The 15930-nt window shown below is 35.3% G+C and carries 20 protein-coding genes and 2 other RNA genes; 14 read left to right on the forward strand and 8 right to left on the reverse strand.

Annotated elements, in window-relative coordinates; all coding sequences use genetic code 11:
- Positions 1-75: 75 nt before the first annotated feature.
- The 3 genes from B9Y84_RS07830 to B9Y84_RS07840 all read right to left on the reverse strand — a co-directional run bounded on the left by B9Y84_RS07830 (position 76) and on the right by B9Y84_RS07840 (position 1818).
- Entirely contained in the window at positions 76-606 is a 531-nt protein-coding gene (locus B9Y84_RS07830; RefSeq protein ID WP_085516543.1) for a DUF4252 domain-containing protein, read from the reverse strand.
- Between the two features lie 191 nt (positions 607-797).
- A complete protein-coding gene (locus B9Y84_RS07835; RefSeq protein ID WP_085516544.1) occupies positions 798-1316 on the reverse strand; it encodes a hypothetical protein in 519 nt (172 codons plus the stop codon).
- The gene (locus B9Y84_RS07840) at positions 1285-1818 is read right to left on the reverse strand and encodes an RNA polymerase sigma factor (protein WP_085516545.1); all 534 of its coding nucleotides are present in this window, start codon (positions 1816-1818) and stop codon (positions 1285-1287) included. The genes B9Y84_RS07835 and B9Y84_RS07840 overlap by 32 nt, the downstream gene beginning before the upstream one ends.
- Before the next feature lie 444 nt (positions 1819-2262).
- On the opposite strand from B9Y84_RS07840, the gene B9Y84_RS07845 reads away from it, so the two are divergent.
- The 4 genes from B9Y84_RS07845 to B9Y84_RS07860 all read left to right on the forward strand — a co-directional run bounded on the left by B9Y84_RS07845 (position 2263) and on the right by B9Y84_RS07860 (position 5440).
- Positions 2263-2835: a hypothetical protein gene (locus tag B9Y84_RS07845; protein ID WP_085516546.1), complete on the forward strand. Its 573-nt coding sequence runs from the start codon at positions 2263-2265 to the stop codon at positions 2833-2835.
- A gap of 69 nt (positions 2836-2904) precedes the next feature.
- On the forward strand, positions 2905-3786 hold the full coding sequence (locus B9Y84_RS07850) for a pirin family protein (RefSeq protein WP_085516547.1): 882 nt from the start codon (positions 2905-2907) through the stop codon (positions 3784-3786).
- A 75-nt stretch (positions 3787-3861) separates the two neighbouring features.
- Positions 3862-4299, forward strand: a complete 438-nt coding sequence (locus tag B9Y84_RS07855; protein WP_176223745.1) for a MarR family winged helix-turn-helix transcriptional regulator — start codon at positions 3862-3864, stop codon at positions 4297-4299.
- A gap of 31 nt (positions 4300-4330) precedes the next feature.
- Complete coding sequence (locus B9Y84_RS07860) at positions 4331-5440, forward strand: alkene reductase (protein ID WP_085516549.1); 1110 nt, start codon at positions 4331-4333, stop codon at positions 5438-5440.
- A 149-nt stretch (positions 5441-5589) separates the two neighbouring features.
- On the opposite strand, the gene ssrA is transcribed toward B9Y84_RS07860, so the two are convergent.
- Positions 5590-5991: a transfer-messenger RNA gene (gene ssrA, locus B9Y84_RS07865) on the reverse strand.
- Positions 5992-6226: 235 nt separating this feature from the next.
- Here ssrA and ffs point away from each other — a divergent pair.
- From ffs to B9Y84_RS07890, 5 genes are all read left to right on the forward strand, one after another.
- An RNA gene (ffs, locus tag B9Y84_RS07870) (signal recognition particle sRNA small type) lies at positions 6227-6324 on the forward strand.
- A gap of 123 nt (positions 6325-6447) precedes the next feature.
- Entirely contained in the window at positions 6448-7104 is a 657-nt protein-coding gene (fsa, locus tag B9Y84_RS07875) for a fructose-6-phosphate aldolase (RefSeq protein WP_085516550.1), read from the forward strand.
- 129 nt (positions 7105-7233) lie between these two features.
- Positions 7234-7437, forward strand: a complete 204-nt coding sequence (locus B9Y84_RS07880) for a fructose-6-phosphate aldolase (RefSeq protein ID WP_085516551.1) — start codon at positions 7234-7236, stop codon at positions 7435-7437.
- 82 nt (positions 7438-7519) lie between these two features.
- Complete coding sequence (locus B9Y84_RS07885; protein WP_085516552.1) at positions 7520-8233, forward strand: cell division ATP-binding protein FtsE; 714 nt, start codon at positions 7520-7522, stop codon at positions 8231-8233.
- A gap of 47 nt (positions 8234-8280) precedes the next feature.
- Positions 8281-8670 carry a hypothetical protein gene (locus B9Y84_RS07890; protein WP_085516553.1) on the forward strand — a complete coding sequence of 130 codons (390 nt, stop codon included), beginning with the start codon at positions 8281-8283 and terminating at the stop codon, positions 8668-8670.
- 53 nt (positions 8671-8723) lie between these two features.
- Here B9Y84_RS07890 and B9Y84_RS07895 read toward each other — a convergent pair whose 3' ends face one another.
- Entirely contained in the window at positions 8724-9197 is a 474-nt protein-coding gene (locus B9Y84_RS07895; protein ID WP_085516554.1) for a cytidine deaminase, read from the reverse strand.
- Positions 9198-9294: 97 nt separating this feature from the next.
- Between B9Y84_RS07895 and B9Y84_RS07900 the strand changes: the two genes are divergently transcribed.
- Both B9Y84_RS07900 and B9Y84_RS07905 read left to right on the forward strand, forming a co-directional pair.
- On the forward strand, positions 9295-9690 hold the full coding sequence (locus B9Y84_RS07900) for a hypothetical protein (protein ID WP_085516555.1): 396 nt from the start codon (positions 9295-9297) through the stop codon (positions 9688-9690).
- A 71-nt stretch (positions 9691-9761) separates the two neighbouring features.
- Positions 9762-10265: a hypothetical protein gene (locus B9Y84_RS07905; RefSeq protein ID WP_085516556.1), complete on the forward strand. Its 504-nt coding sequence runs from the start codon at positions 9762-9764 to the stop codon at positions 10263-10265.
- Here the strand turns inward: B9Y84_RS07905 and deoC are convergent.
- Positions 10262-10918 (reverse strand): deoxyribose-phosphate aldolase, encoded by a 657-nt coding sequence (deoC, locus tag B9Y84_RS07910; protein WP_085516923.1) that lies wholly within the window; start codon positions 10916-10918, stop codon positions 10262-10264. The genes B9Y84_RS07905 and deoC overlap by 4 nt on opposite strands.
- 22 nt (positions 10919-10940) lie before the next feature.
- Here deoC and B9Y84_RS07915 point away from each other — a divergent pair, with 22 nt between their 5' ends.
- Complete coding sequence (locus B9Y84_RS07915; protein ID WP_085516557.1) at positions 10941-12197, forward strand: pepsin/retropepsin-like aspartic protease family protein; 1257 nt, start codon at positions 10941-10943, stop codon at positions 12195-12197.
- Here the strand turns inward: B9Y84_RS07915 and B9Y84_RS07920 are convergent.
- Positions 12190-12669, reverse strand: coding sequence for a hypothetical protein (locus tag B9Y84_RS07920; RefSeq protein ID WP_085516558.1), 480 nt, complete (start codon positions 12667-12669; stop codon positions 12190-12192). The two genes, B9Y84_RS07915 and B9Y84_RS07920, sit on opposite strands and share 8 nt — an antisense overlap.
- A gap of 146 nt (positions 12670-12815) precedes the next feature.
- On the opposite strand from B9Y84_RS07920, the gene B9Y84_RS07925 reads away from it, so the two are divergent.
- Complete coding sequence (locus B9Y84_RS07925) at positions 12816-14285, forward strand: SDR family oxidoreductase (protein WP_085516559.1); 1470 nt, start codon at positions 12816-12818, stop codon at positions 14283-14285.
- Here the strand turns inward: B9Y84_RS07925 and B9Y84_RS07930 are convergent.
- The gene (locus B9Y84_RS07930; RefSeq protein WP_085516560.1) at positions 14249-15277 is read right to left on the reverse strand and encodes a glycosyltransferase family protein; all 1029 of its coding nucleotides are present in this window, start codon (positions 15275-15277) and stop codon (positions 14249-14251) included. The two genes, B9Y84_RS07925 and B9Y84_RS07930, sit on opposite strands and share 37 nt — an antisense overlap.
- A 216-nt stretch (positions 15278-15493) precedes the next feature.
- Between B9Y84_RS07930 and B9Y84_RS07935 the strand changes: the two genes are divergently transcribed.
- The gene (locus B9Y84_RS07935) at positions 15494-15847 is read left to right on the forward strand and encodes a hypothetical protein (protein WP_085516561.1); all 354 of its coding nucleotides are present in this window, start codon (positions 15494-15496) and stop codon (positions 15845-15847) included.
- The last annotated feature ends 83 nt before the right edge of the window (positions 15848-15930 follow it).

Below are 15930 nucleotides of genomic sequence, written 5' to 3' on the forward strand. Positions count from 1 at the left end.
TTCAGTATTTAAAAATGAAAAAAAGCAAGGTAAGCTATTGCTTGCCCTTGCTAAAGTTGGTTTTATTTTTCAAAACTATTTTTGGTCATCTTCCATATTCTCCAATTGCTCTAAATTTTCCATTCCGGAAATATTAAGTCCCTTAGCCATTTTGGACATTTGTTTTAGGTCGATCTCACCGAAGATACTTGCAGCAACAAAACTGCTATCACTTCCTACCAACATTACTAATTCGCTTACTTTTCCTCCGTTCTCTTGAATAAGGAATCTAATATCAGAATTCCCATCTCTCACGGTCATCAATTCATCGTAGCCTTTTAAAAATGCTGCGTTTGCCTCTGAAAATAAAGCTGCGCCTTCACTAGTTTTACTGTTGGCAATTAATTTAATGCCTTTCAAACCTGTCACTGCTTTCTTCATGGCTTCTTCCTCTTCTCCCTCCACTTCGAAGTTGGAGAATAATTCTATCATACGCTGATTCACCGAAACTATTGTAAATGACTCGTTTGTCGAGTATTTATTGTAAAATTTCATGAATTCAGTATTCTGTGCCTGTGCTGCTATACTTACTAAAGCAAATGCAACTATTAATCCTATCTTTTTCATATTTATTCGAGTTTTAAGTACTGAGTTTTAAGTTTTAAGTATTAGGTATTGAGATTTAAATCAATTGATAATTATCTATTTTTAAGCATTTTCCGGTCTGACCTCCGGTACTGACCTTTTTGTCTATTTTTCCCGATTCGTACCTCTCGGGATCTTCGCTACGCTACGACTAGAATCTTGATTCTATCTAATCATCCATCCTGCCCTTTCTTCTTTTCCTTCCTTTCTGGTTGAAAAGTGTTTTTCACTTTCTCTTGAGCTGTATTAATCATTTCAAGTGAGCTTAAATGTTTTTTGCCATGATTCATCATGGAAGCCATCAATTCCAAAGTGGCTTTTGCTTCTTGGTAAGCTTTTTGCTCTTCTTGAGCCAACTGCCTTTGCTCTTGCTGTTGTGGCATCCACCATGCAAAGAATCCTAAAGCCATGATTACTAGAACTGAAGCGGCCACTTTCATCCAATTCCATTTATCTTTAGGCTGAGACTTCTTATGAATCTCTTTCATAATATTCTGATCGAAGTCATCCCCTAAACTTAGTTTTTGCTTTGCATCTTCATGGCCTTCAAACCACTCTGCCATCTGTCGTAGCTCACCACTTAATTCGTTCCTATTTGCCTGCAGTTCACTTTTGAACTGACTTTCTTCTACTTGACTGAGCTCTCCCAGCCAGTATTTTTCAAGCTGTTGTTCGAGTTTTTTTAATGCCATGGTCATTTATTTTTTGCATGCTTGCTTTCAAAAATTTTCTTGAGCGGAAGAGGTCAGATTTCACTTGTGCCTCTGATATTTCCAAAGTTTCCGCTATCTCCTGATAGCTATTTCCTTCCACTTCTCTTAAAATGAATACAGTCTTTTGCTTTTCACTCAACTGCTCCATCACTTCCTGCATAATTTTCCATTGATCTTGCCAAAGGGAAATCGTACCGGGGTCTTGCCCAAAAGTCTTTTCTAACTTGAGCGAATCTTGATGCTTCTGGACCGTTTTCTTCTTTCTTAATCTATCCAAGCAAATATTTTTAACTATTTGCATACCCCATGCCTCAGGGTTTTCAACTGATTCCCAATCTGCCCTTTTATCCCAAATCTTAATCAAAGCTTCTTGGGTAGCATCTTTAGCTTCCTCTTCATCTTTCAAGAAGTAGAAGCCAAAGCGGAAGAGCTTATTCTTTTGGCTCAGGTAGATATTTTTAAAGTAGTTTTCTTCGCTCATTTCATATAGGAGATGCACTAGTGAAGTGAAAGTTACAGAGAATTTGAATTTATTTTTATAAATAAGGATATAATGATTTATTTAACTGATAATCATCATCTTACAAAAATTATTAAATTCAATCCAGATTTAATTAGTCTTATTTTCTAAGTATAATTTAAATGCTAAGATTTAACTTACTTTCTTTTTGCATAAACAAAAAGAAACAAAAATTCTAGAAAGTTTAATGCATCAACCCACAAGGCCAACGCTGGCCCGCTAAACTTTCCTCCTTCCCGTTTTTCCGAGTTCCTCGGAAGTGGTCGTGTAAATTCACTTCTCACCAATTAATAAAAATCATACTTTTCTACTATAATATAAGTTTCTATTTAGTTTTTTTGATTAAAAAAATGGAGGAAATCCAGTAAAGAAGTATCTTTCGGACTTTACCTAGAAAATCTCAATATGAAAATACTTTTCAGTCTAACAATACTAGTATTCACATTTAATTCAATTCTGACAGCCCAAGACGAAAAAGACAACCACCTGCTGTTTTGGGAAAAGCTAGAACAACATTGTGGAAAGGCCTATGCAGGGAAAGTGGTGACCGCTCCTGTTCCTAAGGATTTTCTACAACAAAATTTAGTGATGCACTTCAAGTCATGTGGAGAAGGACAGATTAGAGTTCCTTTTGTAGTAGGTGAAAATCGCTCAAGAACCTGGATTTTTACTTTGAATGATCAGAGTATTCAATTAAAACATGATCACAGACATGAAGATGGAAGTCCAGACGATATTACTATGTACGGAGGCACGAGCCCTAATACGGGATTTGCTGAATTACAATATTTCCCTGCCGATCAAGAAACCGTAGATCTAATCCCTTATGCAGCTGGAAATGTATGGTGGGTCAGTATTACGGATTCTACTTTTACTTACAATTTAAGAAGAGTAAGTAGTGATAAGCCTATAAGAGTGGAATTTGATTTGACAGAAGAAGTGGCAGCACCCAAAGCACCATGGGGTTGGGACAAATAATAATTTCCAGATTCTTTATAAAACTTAGAGAAGCTTATTGGAGTTAAATTCTAAAATCATTTTATTATTATGTCAAATATTTCCTTAATAATAGAAGAACGCGCTGCGGATATCGGTAATTTTATGGTAGGTAGACTGCTGCCCTTTAAACAAAAAAGAGCAGTTGGTCCTTTTGTTTTTATAGATCATATGGGACCTGCCGCTTTAAATGATCATGAAAACTTAGATGTTCCTCCACATCCACATATTGGCTTATCGACCCTAACCTATCTATTTGAAGGTTCTATCATGCATAAAGATAGCATTGGTAGCGAGATAGAAATTAAACCAGGAGCCGTAAACTGGATGACTGCAGGAAAGGGCGTTGTGCATTCAGAGCGAACACCAGAATATTTAAGAAATTCTGATAAAAATTTACACGGATTACAAATTTGGGTAGCACTACCTAAAGAACTAGAAAATTCAGATCCTTCTTTTACGCATATTGATGCAGATAAAATTCCGCAATGGAATGATAATGGCCTCGAAATCAAATTAATTGCCGGAAAAGCATTTGGAAAGGAATCGCCTGTTCCAGTTCACAGCAATCTCTACTTTATTGAAATTAAAAGCAGCAAGGCGCAAAAAGTAAATATTGGCAAGGACCTGTTTGGTGAAAGTGCTTTGTATATTTTAGAAGGTACTATTAAAAGTGATGGCAATACTTATGATCCCAAACAAATACTAGTTGCAACAGACAGTAAATTGTGTGAATTCGAAATAGGCGAAAATTCAACGGTTTACATTTTCGGAGGAGAACCTTTCCCTGAAGAACGCTATATTAATTGGAATTTTGTTTCCTCTGATAAGGAAGTGCTAAGACAAGCAAGACAAGATTGGATTGATCAAAAATTTCCCAAAGTGCCTGGGGAAAATGACTTTGTGCCTTATCCTAACTTCAAATTAAAATAATTTAAACCGATCCATAAACTTTTCTCTCTGATGATCGTATTTATATTCCATGGCACATAAATCCATGGAATGCTTATGGAAATAGAAAAAGCTATAAATCATCAATTTCAAAATGAAACTCAAAAACTAATTGCTGAATTGCTGTATTCTGCTAATTGGTTGGAGAACCTCATAGCAAAGGCTCTAAAACCATTGGACATTTCCTTTCAACAATTAAACGCTTTACGAATAATTAATGGGCAGGAAGAAAATAAAGCCAATGTGCAGGTCATTAAGGATAGAATGATTGATGATCGCTCCAATGTTTCCCGATTGCTCAATAAGCTATGCGAAAAGGGGCTTACCCTTAAAGATAGATGTACACAGGATCAGAGAGTGGTGTATATAGCGCTAACTGAAAAAGGTAAAGAAGTAATGAAGCAGGGAAAAGAAAAGATGGAGCAAATTCAATTTTCATTGGACAACAAAAACCTTCAAAGGTTAAATAATCTATTAGAAGAACTTAGATCATAAATTCAATCAAGCACAATTTAATTACATAAAAATGGATACAAATCAAGCATTATTAAAACCTATTAAAATAGGAGATTTAACACTAAAAAATAGAGTCATAATGGCTCCAATGACAAGAAGTAGAGCTGATAATCCTGATAAAATAGCTACTGCAGCACTACAAGGGACCTATTATCAGCAAAGAGCTTCCGCAGGTTTAATCATTACTGAAGGTTCTCAAGTTTCAGAAAAGGCTGTAGGATATATTAACACACCAGGTATCCACACAAAAGCACAAACGGAAGCATGGAAAGAGGTTACCAAAATGGTGCATGATGAGGGTGGTAAAATATTTATTCAACTTTGGCATGTAGGCAGGATATCGCATCCTGATTTTCACAATGGAGAACTACCACAGGCTCCTTCAGCGCTTAATCCTGAAGCAAAATCATTTACTCCAGATGGCTTCAAAGAAACCGTTACTCCAAAAGAGATGACTGTAGAAGACATTAAGCAAACTATACAGGATTTCAAAAATGCAGCTGCCAATGCATGGGAAGCAGGATTTGATGGCGTTGAAATTCATTCATCAAATGGTTATTTATTGCATCAATTCTTTAGTTCTACTTCTAATATTCGTGAAGATGAGTATGGAGGTTCTATAGAAAACAGAGCCAAGATACTTTTTGAAATAATTGATGAGATTAAACAAGTGATGCCTGAAAACAGAATTGGGTTAAGATTAAATCCTTCACTGCACGGTATTTTCGGAATGACTTTAAATGAAGAAACGATTCCAACTTTCGACTATATTATTGAAAAGTTAAATGATTATGATTTAGCTTATTTACACTTATCAGAACCTTTCAATGATGTATCAGATGTAGAAGGAGCCGTTACTGAAATAGCCAAACGATACCGACCAATGTACAAAGGCAACTTGATGATCAACGCACATTTCGACAGGGAATCGGGTAATAAAGTAATTGAAGATGGAGATGCCGATATGGTAGCCTATGGAAAGCCTTACATCTCAAATCCTGATTTAGTGGAACGTTTTGAAAGCGGGGCGGAGCTTGCAGAATTTGATACTGATACTTTCTATACACCTGGCCATAAAGGTTATACAGATTATCCCAAATTGCAAGAAGTAGAAAATTAAAGTCTAGTAGTTTAGTATGGTTGAGCCGCCTTGATGAGAATTGAGGTGGCTTTTTTATTTTATAATTTTCTTTTTGTGTAACGCTATTTCAAGACGAGACACCCCTTGAAAACCAAAAAAGCCCCTTAAAATCAATCAAGAGGCTTTTATTGTGGAGTTGGAGGGATTCGAACCCTCGTCCGGATAAGGAAACGATGCATCTTCTACATGCTTAGTTACTAATTAGGTTTTCGAGCCTGTTATGGAAAGTAACAGTCCTGTTGCAGGCCTTAGCTATTTTAGTTTCGCAATGGCTTAATAGCATCACCATGCTAGTTTCTCCTTTCGACACTCCTTGACCGCTCCCGGAAAAACGAAGGAACGAGGAATGTGGCTGGGGAATCCTTTTGGGGACTCAACCCTTAAAGCTTTATCTTAATAAATTAAGATTATGCAGCCATGGCGTAATTAGATTCGCCAATTATAGTTGGAATGAATTACTTAAGGATGTACATTCTCCACCCTGCATGCTAATACATAATTCACACTTACCGTCAATACCGGTCAACCCCATATGTCAATTTATTACACCTTCCATTTGAAGGGCTACAAATGTACAATATTACATTCAATTCTAAAGCTGCAATATCCAATTCTTTAACACGAGCTTGTAGATTAAAAGTTTATATATATCTCAAAAAACAAAATTTGAAATAACAACCTCTTGCTTTTCAAGCTCTTACACATTTCCCTGATATTTTTCTCCCTCCCCTATTTACATTTCCGATCATTCTACTTACCTTTGCAACGGCAAATCGGCACGACCAGCTCCTGCTGAATTCCCCCAGGACCGGAAGGTAGCAAGGGTAGGCGGTCGTAGCGGTGCGATGTTGGTTTGCCATTTTTCTTCTCTCCCCCTACTCTCATTACATTTTCCTGACAACACTCTTCATTTGAAAAGTTATTTTCCAATTTATGTCTTACCTTTGCCCAAGATTAATTGAATTAAAAATAACCCTTTCTACACAATGAAATTTTTTATTGATACCGCTAACTTAGACGAAATCAGAGAAGCCTATGATATGGGCGTTTTGGATGGTGTAACTACCAACCCTAGCCTTATGGCAAAAGAGGGCATTACTGGAGATGCAAATATCAAAGCACATTATAAAGCAATTTGCGACATCGTGGATAATAATGTTAGTGCAGAAGTAATTGCTACTGACTTTGAAACCATGATGAAGGAAGGCCGAGAACTTGCTAAAATCGATGACAAAATCGTAGTAAAAGTACCGATGATCAAAGATGGCATAAAAGCAATCAAGCAGTTCTCAGCTGAAGGCATTAGAACGAATTGCACCTTAGTATTTTCTGCCGGCCAAGCATTATTAGCAGCTAAAGCAGGTGCTTCTTATGTATCTCCATTTATCGGAAGATTAGATGACATCTCTACTGATGGATTAAGTTTAATTGAAGACATCATTCGTATTTATGATAATTATGCTTACGAAACTGAAGTATTAGCTGCTTCGGTTCGTCATACTATGCACTTGTTAGAGTGTGCTAATATGGGAGCAGATGTTGCAACATGTCCATTAAAGGTAATAACGGCTTTATTAAAACACCCTTTAACTGATTCAGGTCTAGCTCAGTTTTTAGCCGATCATAACAAAGGAAATAAATAAGAGTTATAATTTCAAAAAGATAAAGAAGTGGCCTTTTCAAAGTCTCCAGCTTTGGAAAGGCTTTCTATCTTTCTTAAACATCCATTTTCAGTCTATATACTTTATACTAGACTTTAGAATCTATTAAAAATGTACATCATAAAAGTAAAAGGCAAAGCAAAAATTCCTGATTACATCCAGCTTAGGGATGATAATTTTGTATTAATTGCTTATTTTAGAGCCGATCGTCCATTGAAAAATATGGATAAATATGGATTGGAAGGCAAGGAAGAGGCCTTACAGGAAGTTATAAATCAATTACCTTTCGGTAAAATTCAAGCTCTAGATATATAAATCGAGCGTTTGTAGAATTATTGTTTATTGAAACCAAATGATAAAATTTGTGTAATTAGCGTCTTAAATCCAGATAATTAAAATGTCCTCATTTTCCAACGAACCAGTAATACGAATCGAAAACGCCACTATATTTCAAGAAGATAAGGCTGTGCTTAGTGACGTCTCATTGAAAATAGAAAAAGGAGAGTTTGTATACCTCATTGGAAGAACAGGGAGCGGGAAAAGTTCTTTTATGAAGACGCTTTATGCTGATTTGGATTTACGCTTAGGCCAGATGGATGTGGCAGGATTGAAAATAAACGGTATCAAATCGAAGCAGATTGCTCAGCTTCGCAGAAAAATCAGTGTAATCTTTCAGGATTTTCAGTTATTAGCAGATAGAACCGTTGCAGAGAACCTTTATTTCGTCATGAAAGCTACTGGTTGGAAAGAAAAGTCCAAAATGAAAACGCGCATGGCTGATGTTTTGATGCGAGTGGGTTTGGGAGCTGTCGATAATAAAATGCCGCATCAACTCTCTGGTGGCGAGCAGCAAAGAGTGGTCATTGCGAGAGCCTTAATTAATGAACCTGTTTTATTGATAGCTGATGAGCCTACCGGAAACTTAGACCCAGAAGTGTCTGAAGGAATCTTTAAACTATTTACTGATATCAATAAAAGTGGTACTGCCATCCTAATGGGAACTCATGATCACAGCTTTTTAGATACACACCCTTCAAGAGTACTTAAATGCCAGCAAGGAAAATTGCTTGATTCTAAAAAAGAAGATTTCGACTTCCGAAGTAATTACTAAATACAGCTGATTTTTGAACAATAATTTGAATTATTGATTTTAAGATCATGCAACAGCCACAAGAAAGACCGGCAATTCCTTCAATTCAGAAAGAAATTGGCACGAAAGAGATAGAAGCTTTCCAAAATACTACTTTAAGGCCCATCATAAAACAACTTCATGCTCTTCTCTTAGCGCATTTTTCTAGTCTCCTACTCAAGAGGAAAGGTCACTATTTCAAAATTGCAGACGATCAAAAAGGGGGATATATTCATTCCATTTTTCAGACTGAACAACTTTATAAATCAGAACTAAAAGGGATGATAATAGGAAATTTCACCAGCAATGAGTACCAAACATACAGAAGAATCTCCACACTGATCGATAAAAGAATATACTCAATAGTAGAGGAACGAATTTCAACCAATCAATCGGAACTTATAGATTTAAGAACCTGATTAAATTCCATTTCATCTAGACAGCACTACTACGATCAGATAGAACGGCTATTCTAAAACACAAATGAAAAAGGAAACAAATCGGTAGGTTTATTGATTACAATAAACTTACCTGAAGCATCGGTAAATAAAAGTTCAAAACCTTGCTGATGCCTCTTTTCAAATTCTAGCATGACCTGCCGGCATCCTCCACAAGGTGGAGCGCTTGCCAATTGATTAGAATCTTTTCTGCTTGCAGCAATGGCTATTTTCTTAAATTTCTGATCAGGTGCTTGAATCCCTGCTCTGTACATAGCAGTTCTTTCAGCACATAAGCCAGCAGGAAAAGAAGCATTTTCTTGATTGGTCCCCGTTATAATCTCTCCATTGTCTAATTCGATAGCTGCACCTACAGTGAAATTTGAATAAGGAGAATGTGAGAATTTTCTCGCTTCAAGAGCTGATTGCCAAAGCTCTTGATAGTCAGAGGAAAGTTCTTCAATTGAATTATATATGGTGTATTCTACTTTAATTTGTTCTTTTTTCACAGTCCGTTTACTTTATAATGGAGCACAATATACTATTTAAAGAAAATTATGTTTAATAATCCTATACAATATTTGTAAAGAACAACGTTTTTAAAGTATGATTAAAAAGTGTGTTATATATATCTTGGGAGTGGTTCTGTTAGCGGCATGTCAAAAGCAACCAATAAGTCAATCTCAGCCTGAGAATAATCAGCAGAATCCGTCTAGTCTTAATCCAGAAGCTAATCGAAATTATGCTAAACGACCTCGAGTAAAACAGGAAACTTGGTTTTTCGGTCTATTCAAAAAGAAGCAAAAATTAAGCTGGGGCGATCAGCTAATTGCCGAATATGAAGATCGCATGGAAGAGAATGTGAAAGAAAAACGGAAAAAAGCAAAGGAAATGGAAAAACCACAATATACAGATTGGACCTATTTCGGTCACAAAAAGAAACCAAAAAAACGTTCCCCTGAAAAAATGAAGTACTGTGATGAATGTGGTATTAGACATTAAATTGAGCATTTATCACTAAAAAGTCTTCTGATTTTATGGATTTGGTTATATCTTTGAACAAATTATTTTGAATGAAGCGCAGATTTTTTCCCTTTGACAAGAACTACTTATTGCAAAATGCTCAAATAGAGCTGAAAGATTCATTATTGAATCAAATGGTTGAAATCGTGAAAGAAATCTACCTCATGCGCTACAATCCTTTAGGATTGAAAGACAAATCGATTGAAAAAATATTATCCACCACTAATTACAACCTTGAAGAGCTGTCTACTTTTTATGAAGAATTAGCAGGATTCTACCGTTACAAATACAGTTCTAATCAATTAGAACTACTTTTTGACGGAAGAGATCATCAAGAAAAATATGAAGAAGATTGGTCTAATACTTTAAAGAAATGGGTGATTGAATTCTCGAAATCCAAAAATTTCCTCAAAGCAGTATTGGAAACTTCAATCTTTTTTCCTGATGACAAACAATCGCAGCTAGCTTATTCTAGGTTGAAAAACTATATGACGGATCATTTCGGTATCAAGATTTATAAGCATAAAGGTATTGTCCCGATGAAGATAGCCTAATCTTTTGCTTCTCGACAAATTGCAGGTCCTACTGAAGTACCAATTCTATCAGCCCCTGCCTCTATTAATTCTTTTGCCTGCCCATACGTCTTTATGCCTCCACTAGCTTTAATGCCGACATGCTCAGGCAATACAGATCGCATTAATTTTATGTGTTCTACCTTGGCACCCTCATCTGCAAATCCAGTAGAAGTTTTAACAAAATCAGCTCCTGCATCTGCACAAATCTTACAAACATCCACAATTTCCTTTTCTGATAAATAAGCTGTTTCAATTATTACCTTTAGCATCTTATCATTTTCATGGGCCAACTTACCCAATTTAGCCACTTCAATTTTAGGCCACATCATTTCCGACTTAATAGCAGATATATTTAAGACCATATCTAGCTCATCAGCCCCATCTTTTATAGCTTGATGCGCCTCAGCTTCTTTAGTTTGGCTCATTTGGTAGCCTAAAGGAAAACCAATAACGGTAACTAATTGCATTCCTGTCTTACCTATATCTCTTTTGGCTTTTTTAACCCAAAATGGGGGGACGCATATTCCAAAAATATTATTTTCTTGCGCTTCTTTTAATAACATTTCAATGTCATTTGAAGTTATTGTCGCTTTGAGATTCGTATGCTCAATGTAATTTTGTATATTTCTCATATTCAACATCTAATTCTAAATTATGATTAAAAAGTGTATCAACTATACTTTTTTCTTTCTGATTATACTAACTGCTCAAATTAAAAAAGTTTCAGGGCAAAATTTAAAATTTGGATTTGAAATAAATGATAACAAAAGAAGTACAACCGTACCCTTCGAACTTAATAGTAATCTCATAATTATAAATGTCCTGTTTGAGGGCGTTATTCCGCTTAAGTTTATTGTCGATACAGGAGTTACCAATACGGTTTTAATTGATAAATCATATAGCGATATCCTAAGCATTGAACCTGATAGAAAATTAACATTGATCGGTGCTGCAGGAATTAAAGAAGTAGAAGCATACATCGTAAATAGGACAAGTGTTAAGGTAGGAAATATTACGGGAAGTAATATACCGCTCTTGATTTTAAAAGAAGATTACCTGAATCTGCAAAAAACCTTGGGTATAAAAATACATGGAATCTTAGGGTATGACTTTTTTAAAAATTTTGTTGTGAGGGTTGATTACAAAAATAAATTAATGAAGTTTTATCGGCCCGAGTTTTTTAATAGACCCCTTTTGCTCTATAAAGCCATAGAAATGAAGATCGAAAATAGCAAGCCCTATATTTTTCAAAATTTGAAAGTCAATGATTCAACGGAGATACTTGCTAAGCTCATGATTGATACGGGCGCTTCTCACCCTCTGATGTTGCACAAAAACAGCAGTGAATACATTCAACTACCAGAAAAAAATGTCCAGGATATACTCGGTGCAGGAATAGCCGGAAGTATAGAAGGACATGCCGCCCGAACAACTCAGATTTCACTGGATAAATATACATTAGAAAATGTGGTAACCAATTTCCCCGACTCGGGTGTATATCAAGACATTATCAAGAGTACGGGAAGAAATGGAACTATTGGTGGAGGAATTTTGAATAGATTTAAATTATTCTTTGATTATGGGAATGAAAAAATATATCTAAGAAGAAATAGCTTATTCAAAAAAGAATTCAAACACGACATGAGTGGCTTAACTGTGGTGGCAAAAGGCGAATACTATTTAGAACCTTATTATGAAATTGAAAAGGTGCGAATGGACACGCCTTCTTACGATGCAGGTCTTCGAAAAGATGATAAAATCATCAGCCTTAATGGAAACTTGGGAAGAGATTTAAGTTTGGGGCTTATAAATGATATCCTAAGTAAAAAAGAGGGTAAAAAAATAAAGATAAAAGTAAAAAGGGGCGATGAAGTATTATCCTTCACCTTCTATTTAGTAGCGTTTATATAAATATCCTTTTAAAATTACGCTTCCCTGAATAATACTTGATTTTGAAAAATTGCTGTGTTTTCTTGAATTTAAGTGCATTTTTCAATGCTTTATAAATTTTGGAGCTTTCGATGCTATCCTTCATTAAATATTCATCAACTCCAGACGTTACCTCTTGCCTATTCTGAGATTTCAATAAAGTGATTGCAATAGCTTCTTTACTCAGCGAATTAACAGTCTTCACTATTGCTTTTAATGGACTTTTCCCCATACTATCATCTAGAAGAATACAATTTGGGTGAATTAAATGAATTTTATTAAGCATATCAGCATGAGAAAAAGCGGTCTCTATCCGGTTGATTTTGTCTTTTAAATCAAAAAGCTTCTCATAAATAATACTCAGCTCTAAAGGATTATTACCCACTAAAAGGACATTTAATTCTTCATTTCCTGACACTTCTTCGTCTAATTTACTGATACTTAAACCCCTCATAATCAATATTTTCAGTACAATTATTTATTTAATTTTCTAAAAATAATAAGGCTATTCCAAATTCGCTAGAACTATTCTACTACACGCTCTATTTATTCGACTAACGAAAATCATAACCTTTCGGATTGTGATAAGTTTCAGTTAATATGAAGATTCTATTGACAGGAGCAAATGGTTACATCGGGAGAAGATTACTACCGGTTTTAGTGATGCAAGGACATGATGTTATCTGCCTTGTTCGAGATAAAAGACGGATTGAATTAGAAGAAAAATTAATTGATAAGGTTCAGTTCTATGAAGCTGACTTGTTAAAGCCAGAACAACTTCAAAGCTTGCCGCAAGATATTGAGGCCTCCTATTATTTGGTTCATTCCCTGGGTAGCTCATCTAGCAGTTTTGAACAAATGGAAAAGGATACTTCACAAAACTTTGTTGATGCCATTAATAAAACAAACTGTAAACAGATTATTTACCTCAGCGGGATCTCTAATGATGAGTCTCTTTCAAAGCATCTTAGCTCTAGAAAAAATGCAGAAGATATATTAGCCAATGCTAATGCATCCCTGACCGTTTTGAGAGCTGCTATTATCATTGGCTCTGGAGGTGCTTCTTTTGAAATCATACGTGATTTGGTAGAAAAATTACCTGTGATGGTGGCTCCAAAATGGTTAAAAACGCGATGCCAACCAATTGCTGTAAGAAATGTGATTCATTATCTATCTGGAATCATCGGAAAACAGGAATCCTACGGGAAAACTTATGATATTGGAGGCCCAGATATTCTAACTTACAAAGAAATGCTTTTAATCTTTGCCAAAGTTCGAGGATTAAAAAGATATATTATCACACTCCCGGTATTGACACCCCGTCTTAGCTCATATTGGCTTCATTTTGTAACTGCCACTAGCTATAAGATTGCGAGCAGTTTAGTAGATAGTATGAGAAATGAGGTCATAGTCGAAAATAAAGGAATTGAGAACATCGTTCCTCAAAAGCTCATTCCTTATAGTGATGCAGTAAAAATGGCTTTTGATAGAATTGCTCAAAACGAAGTAGTGTCCAGTTGGAAAGATGCTTTTGCTAGTTCAAAGATCAATACAGATTTAATGGAGTTTGTAAAAGTTCCGACCTATGGCTGCTTTACAGACCAAAGGACGACTACTTTTGAAAGAGATCGAGATGAGGTGTTACAAAATATTTGGGAAATCGGAGGCGATAGAGGATGGTATTATTGGAATTTTCTCTGGAAATTAAGAGGTTATGTGGACAAAGCAGTAGGTGGAGTGGGACTTAGAAGAGGCCGAAGAAGCCCTGATCAACTGGTGGCAGGAGACTCATTGGACTTTTGGAGAGTTCTGGTGGCTGATAAGCAGGAAGGTAGATTACTTTTAATTGCTGAAATGAAATTACCAGGTGAAGCATGGCTTGAATTTAAAGTTTCAAAAGAAAACGGTAAAAATAAGATTACTCAAACTGCTACTTTTCGTCCTCATGGCTTATTTGGTAGAGTATATTGGTATAGCATTTATATTTTTCACGAATTTATCTTTAACGGAATGATGAATAGAATAGTCAGTCATCATGAAAAGGAGAAAGAAGTTTCTGTTAAAGTATAATCTGACCCCACATTGTCTTTCATCAATTTAGAGATAATTTCATCTGTTTCATCAGGAAAGTTGAGTTGAGGCTTTTCTTTCTGACGAATGAATTCATGTATTACTTGGATATGCCTCTGGTGTAATGTTTTAAGGACCTCGACCCCCAAGTTTTTCAAAGCAGCTGCATTACATTGTTGCTCATATTGCCCCTTCATGGGTATGACTAATAATTTTTTATGAAGAAATAATGCTTCTGAAGGACCTTCAAATCCTGCCCCGCAAATCACTCCTTTGCAAGCACTTAAACTTTCTAAATAAGGTTGATTATCAATTGGAATAATTTCTATATTTCCTTCCTTCTTTCTTTTTGAACAATGCTTAGAAAACACTTGAAAATCAGCATTCACTTGCGATAAAACCTGAATAATTCTCTTATCACTGTAGGAAGGTAAATAAACAGTATAATGATTTTCTTCCTTCCTTTCTCTCATTGTTCTAACTTCTTGCCTAATAATTGGCAAGTTTATTCTGTCGCCATACCCCCTAAAATGAAAACCATATGCAGAACTGACTGGTGCATAATATTTCAAAATACAATGACCTAAAAAATCCATCTTGTCCGGTTTCGGAGCGAACGGATGAATTACAGCCGCTTGATGACTTAATCCGATGCACTTTTTTACCCTTAAAAAGCATGCCCAAGCAGATACGGGTTCAAAATCGTTTATCACTAAATCATATTCACCAACATTCAATCTCAAGATTTCTTTGAATAGCTTAATGAAGCTAACACTTCTGAAAGTAGCCCAAAGATCTACTCCTCCCCTCTTTCCAAATACAAAACTTAGGCCATCAAATTGATATCGCACATTATGTCCTAATTTGACATCAGCTTGCGTTCCACTGATTAAGACATCCAACTCACCATATTGCTCTAAAAGAGGAATAATATCTCTAGCTCGGCTGATATGGCCATTGCCAGTACCTTGTATAGCATATAATATCTTCATACCTATTTTTTATGAAAGATATACCTACAAAATGAACTGATTATAAAGAAAAAATCATCAAATCATGAATAAGTCACGATTGTTCAGCTTTCATTCTAAAGCAAAGCAGAAACTCTGCTAATACAGACCTTCAAAACCTTTTTATATTCATTTAAGTATCTTATATTATCTATTTAAAATTTTAATACTTAATTTTGGCTTATTAGAAAAACAGCAGTGAAAACTATCAAAATCACCATATCCTTATTTTTTTTAGTCTGCCTCTTTAATGTAGCTTTTATACCGCAACTATGTTTAAATGCTATACAAGAATTACAGAACAGGGTAGTTTCGAATAGTATTCTGGCTGAGGAATCAACTAATGGCCTGAATATTTTTGAGGAGGAAAGTAAAGAATCCTCAAAAGAAAATAATGAAGATGAAAACAATAGCTTCCATTTCAAAGAACTAGGAATTCTCCGAGCTTCTGTAAAAAGTACTTTACATAGCTTATTAGTAAATATTTTTTTTCATTCGAATCTTTACGAATCCATTTCAATATTAAAAATCACCCCTCCCCCAAAAGTATAATCTCATTTCTTTTAAAATTTATTGAACAAATAAATGACTTCATCTAAACGAAATCATTTATGCTTTTTAAAAAAATCAATAAT

Origin of the sequence: Marivirga sericea (genome assembly GCF_900177665.1) — a bacterium.
Classification (GTDB): domain Bacteria; phylum Bacteroidota; class Bacteroidia; order Cytophagales; family Cyclobacteriaceae; genus Marivirga; species Marivirga sericea.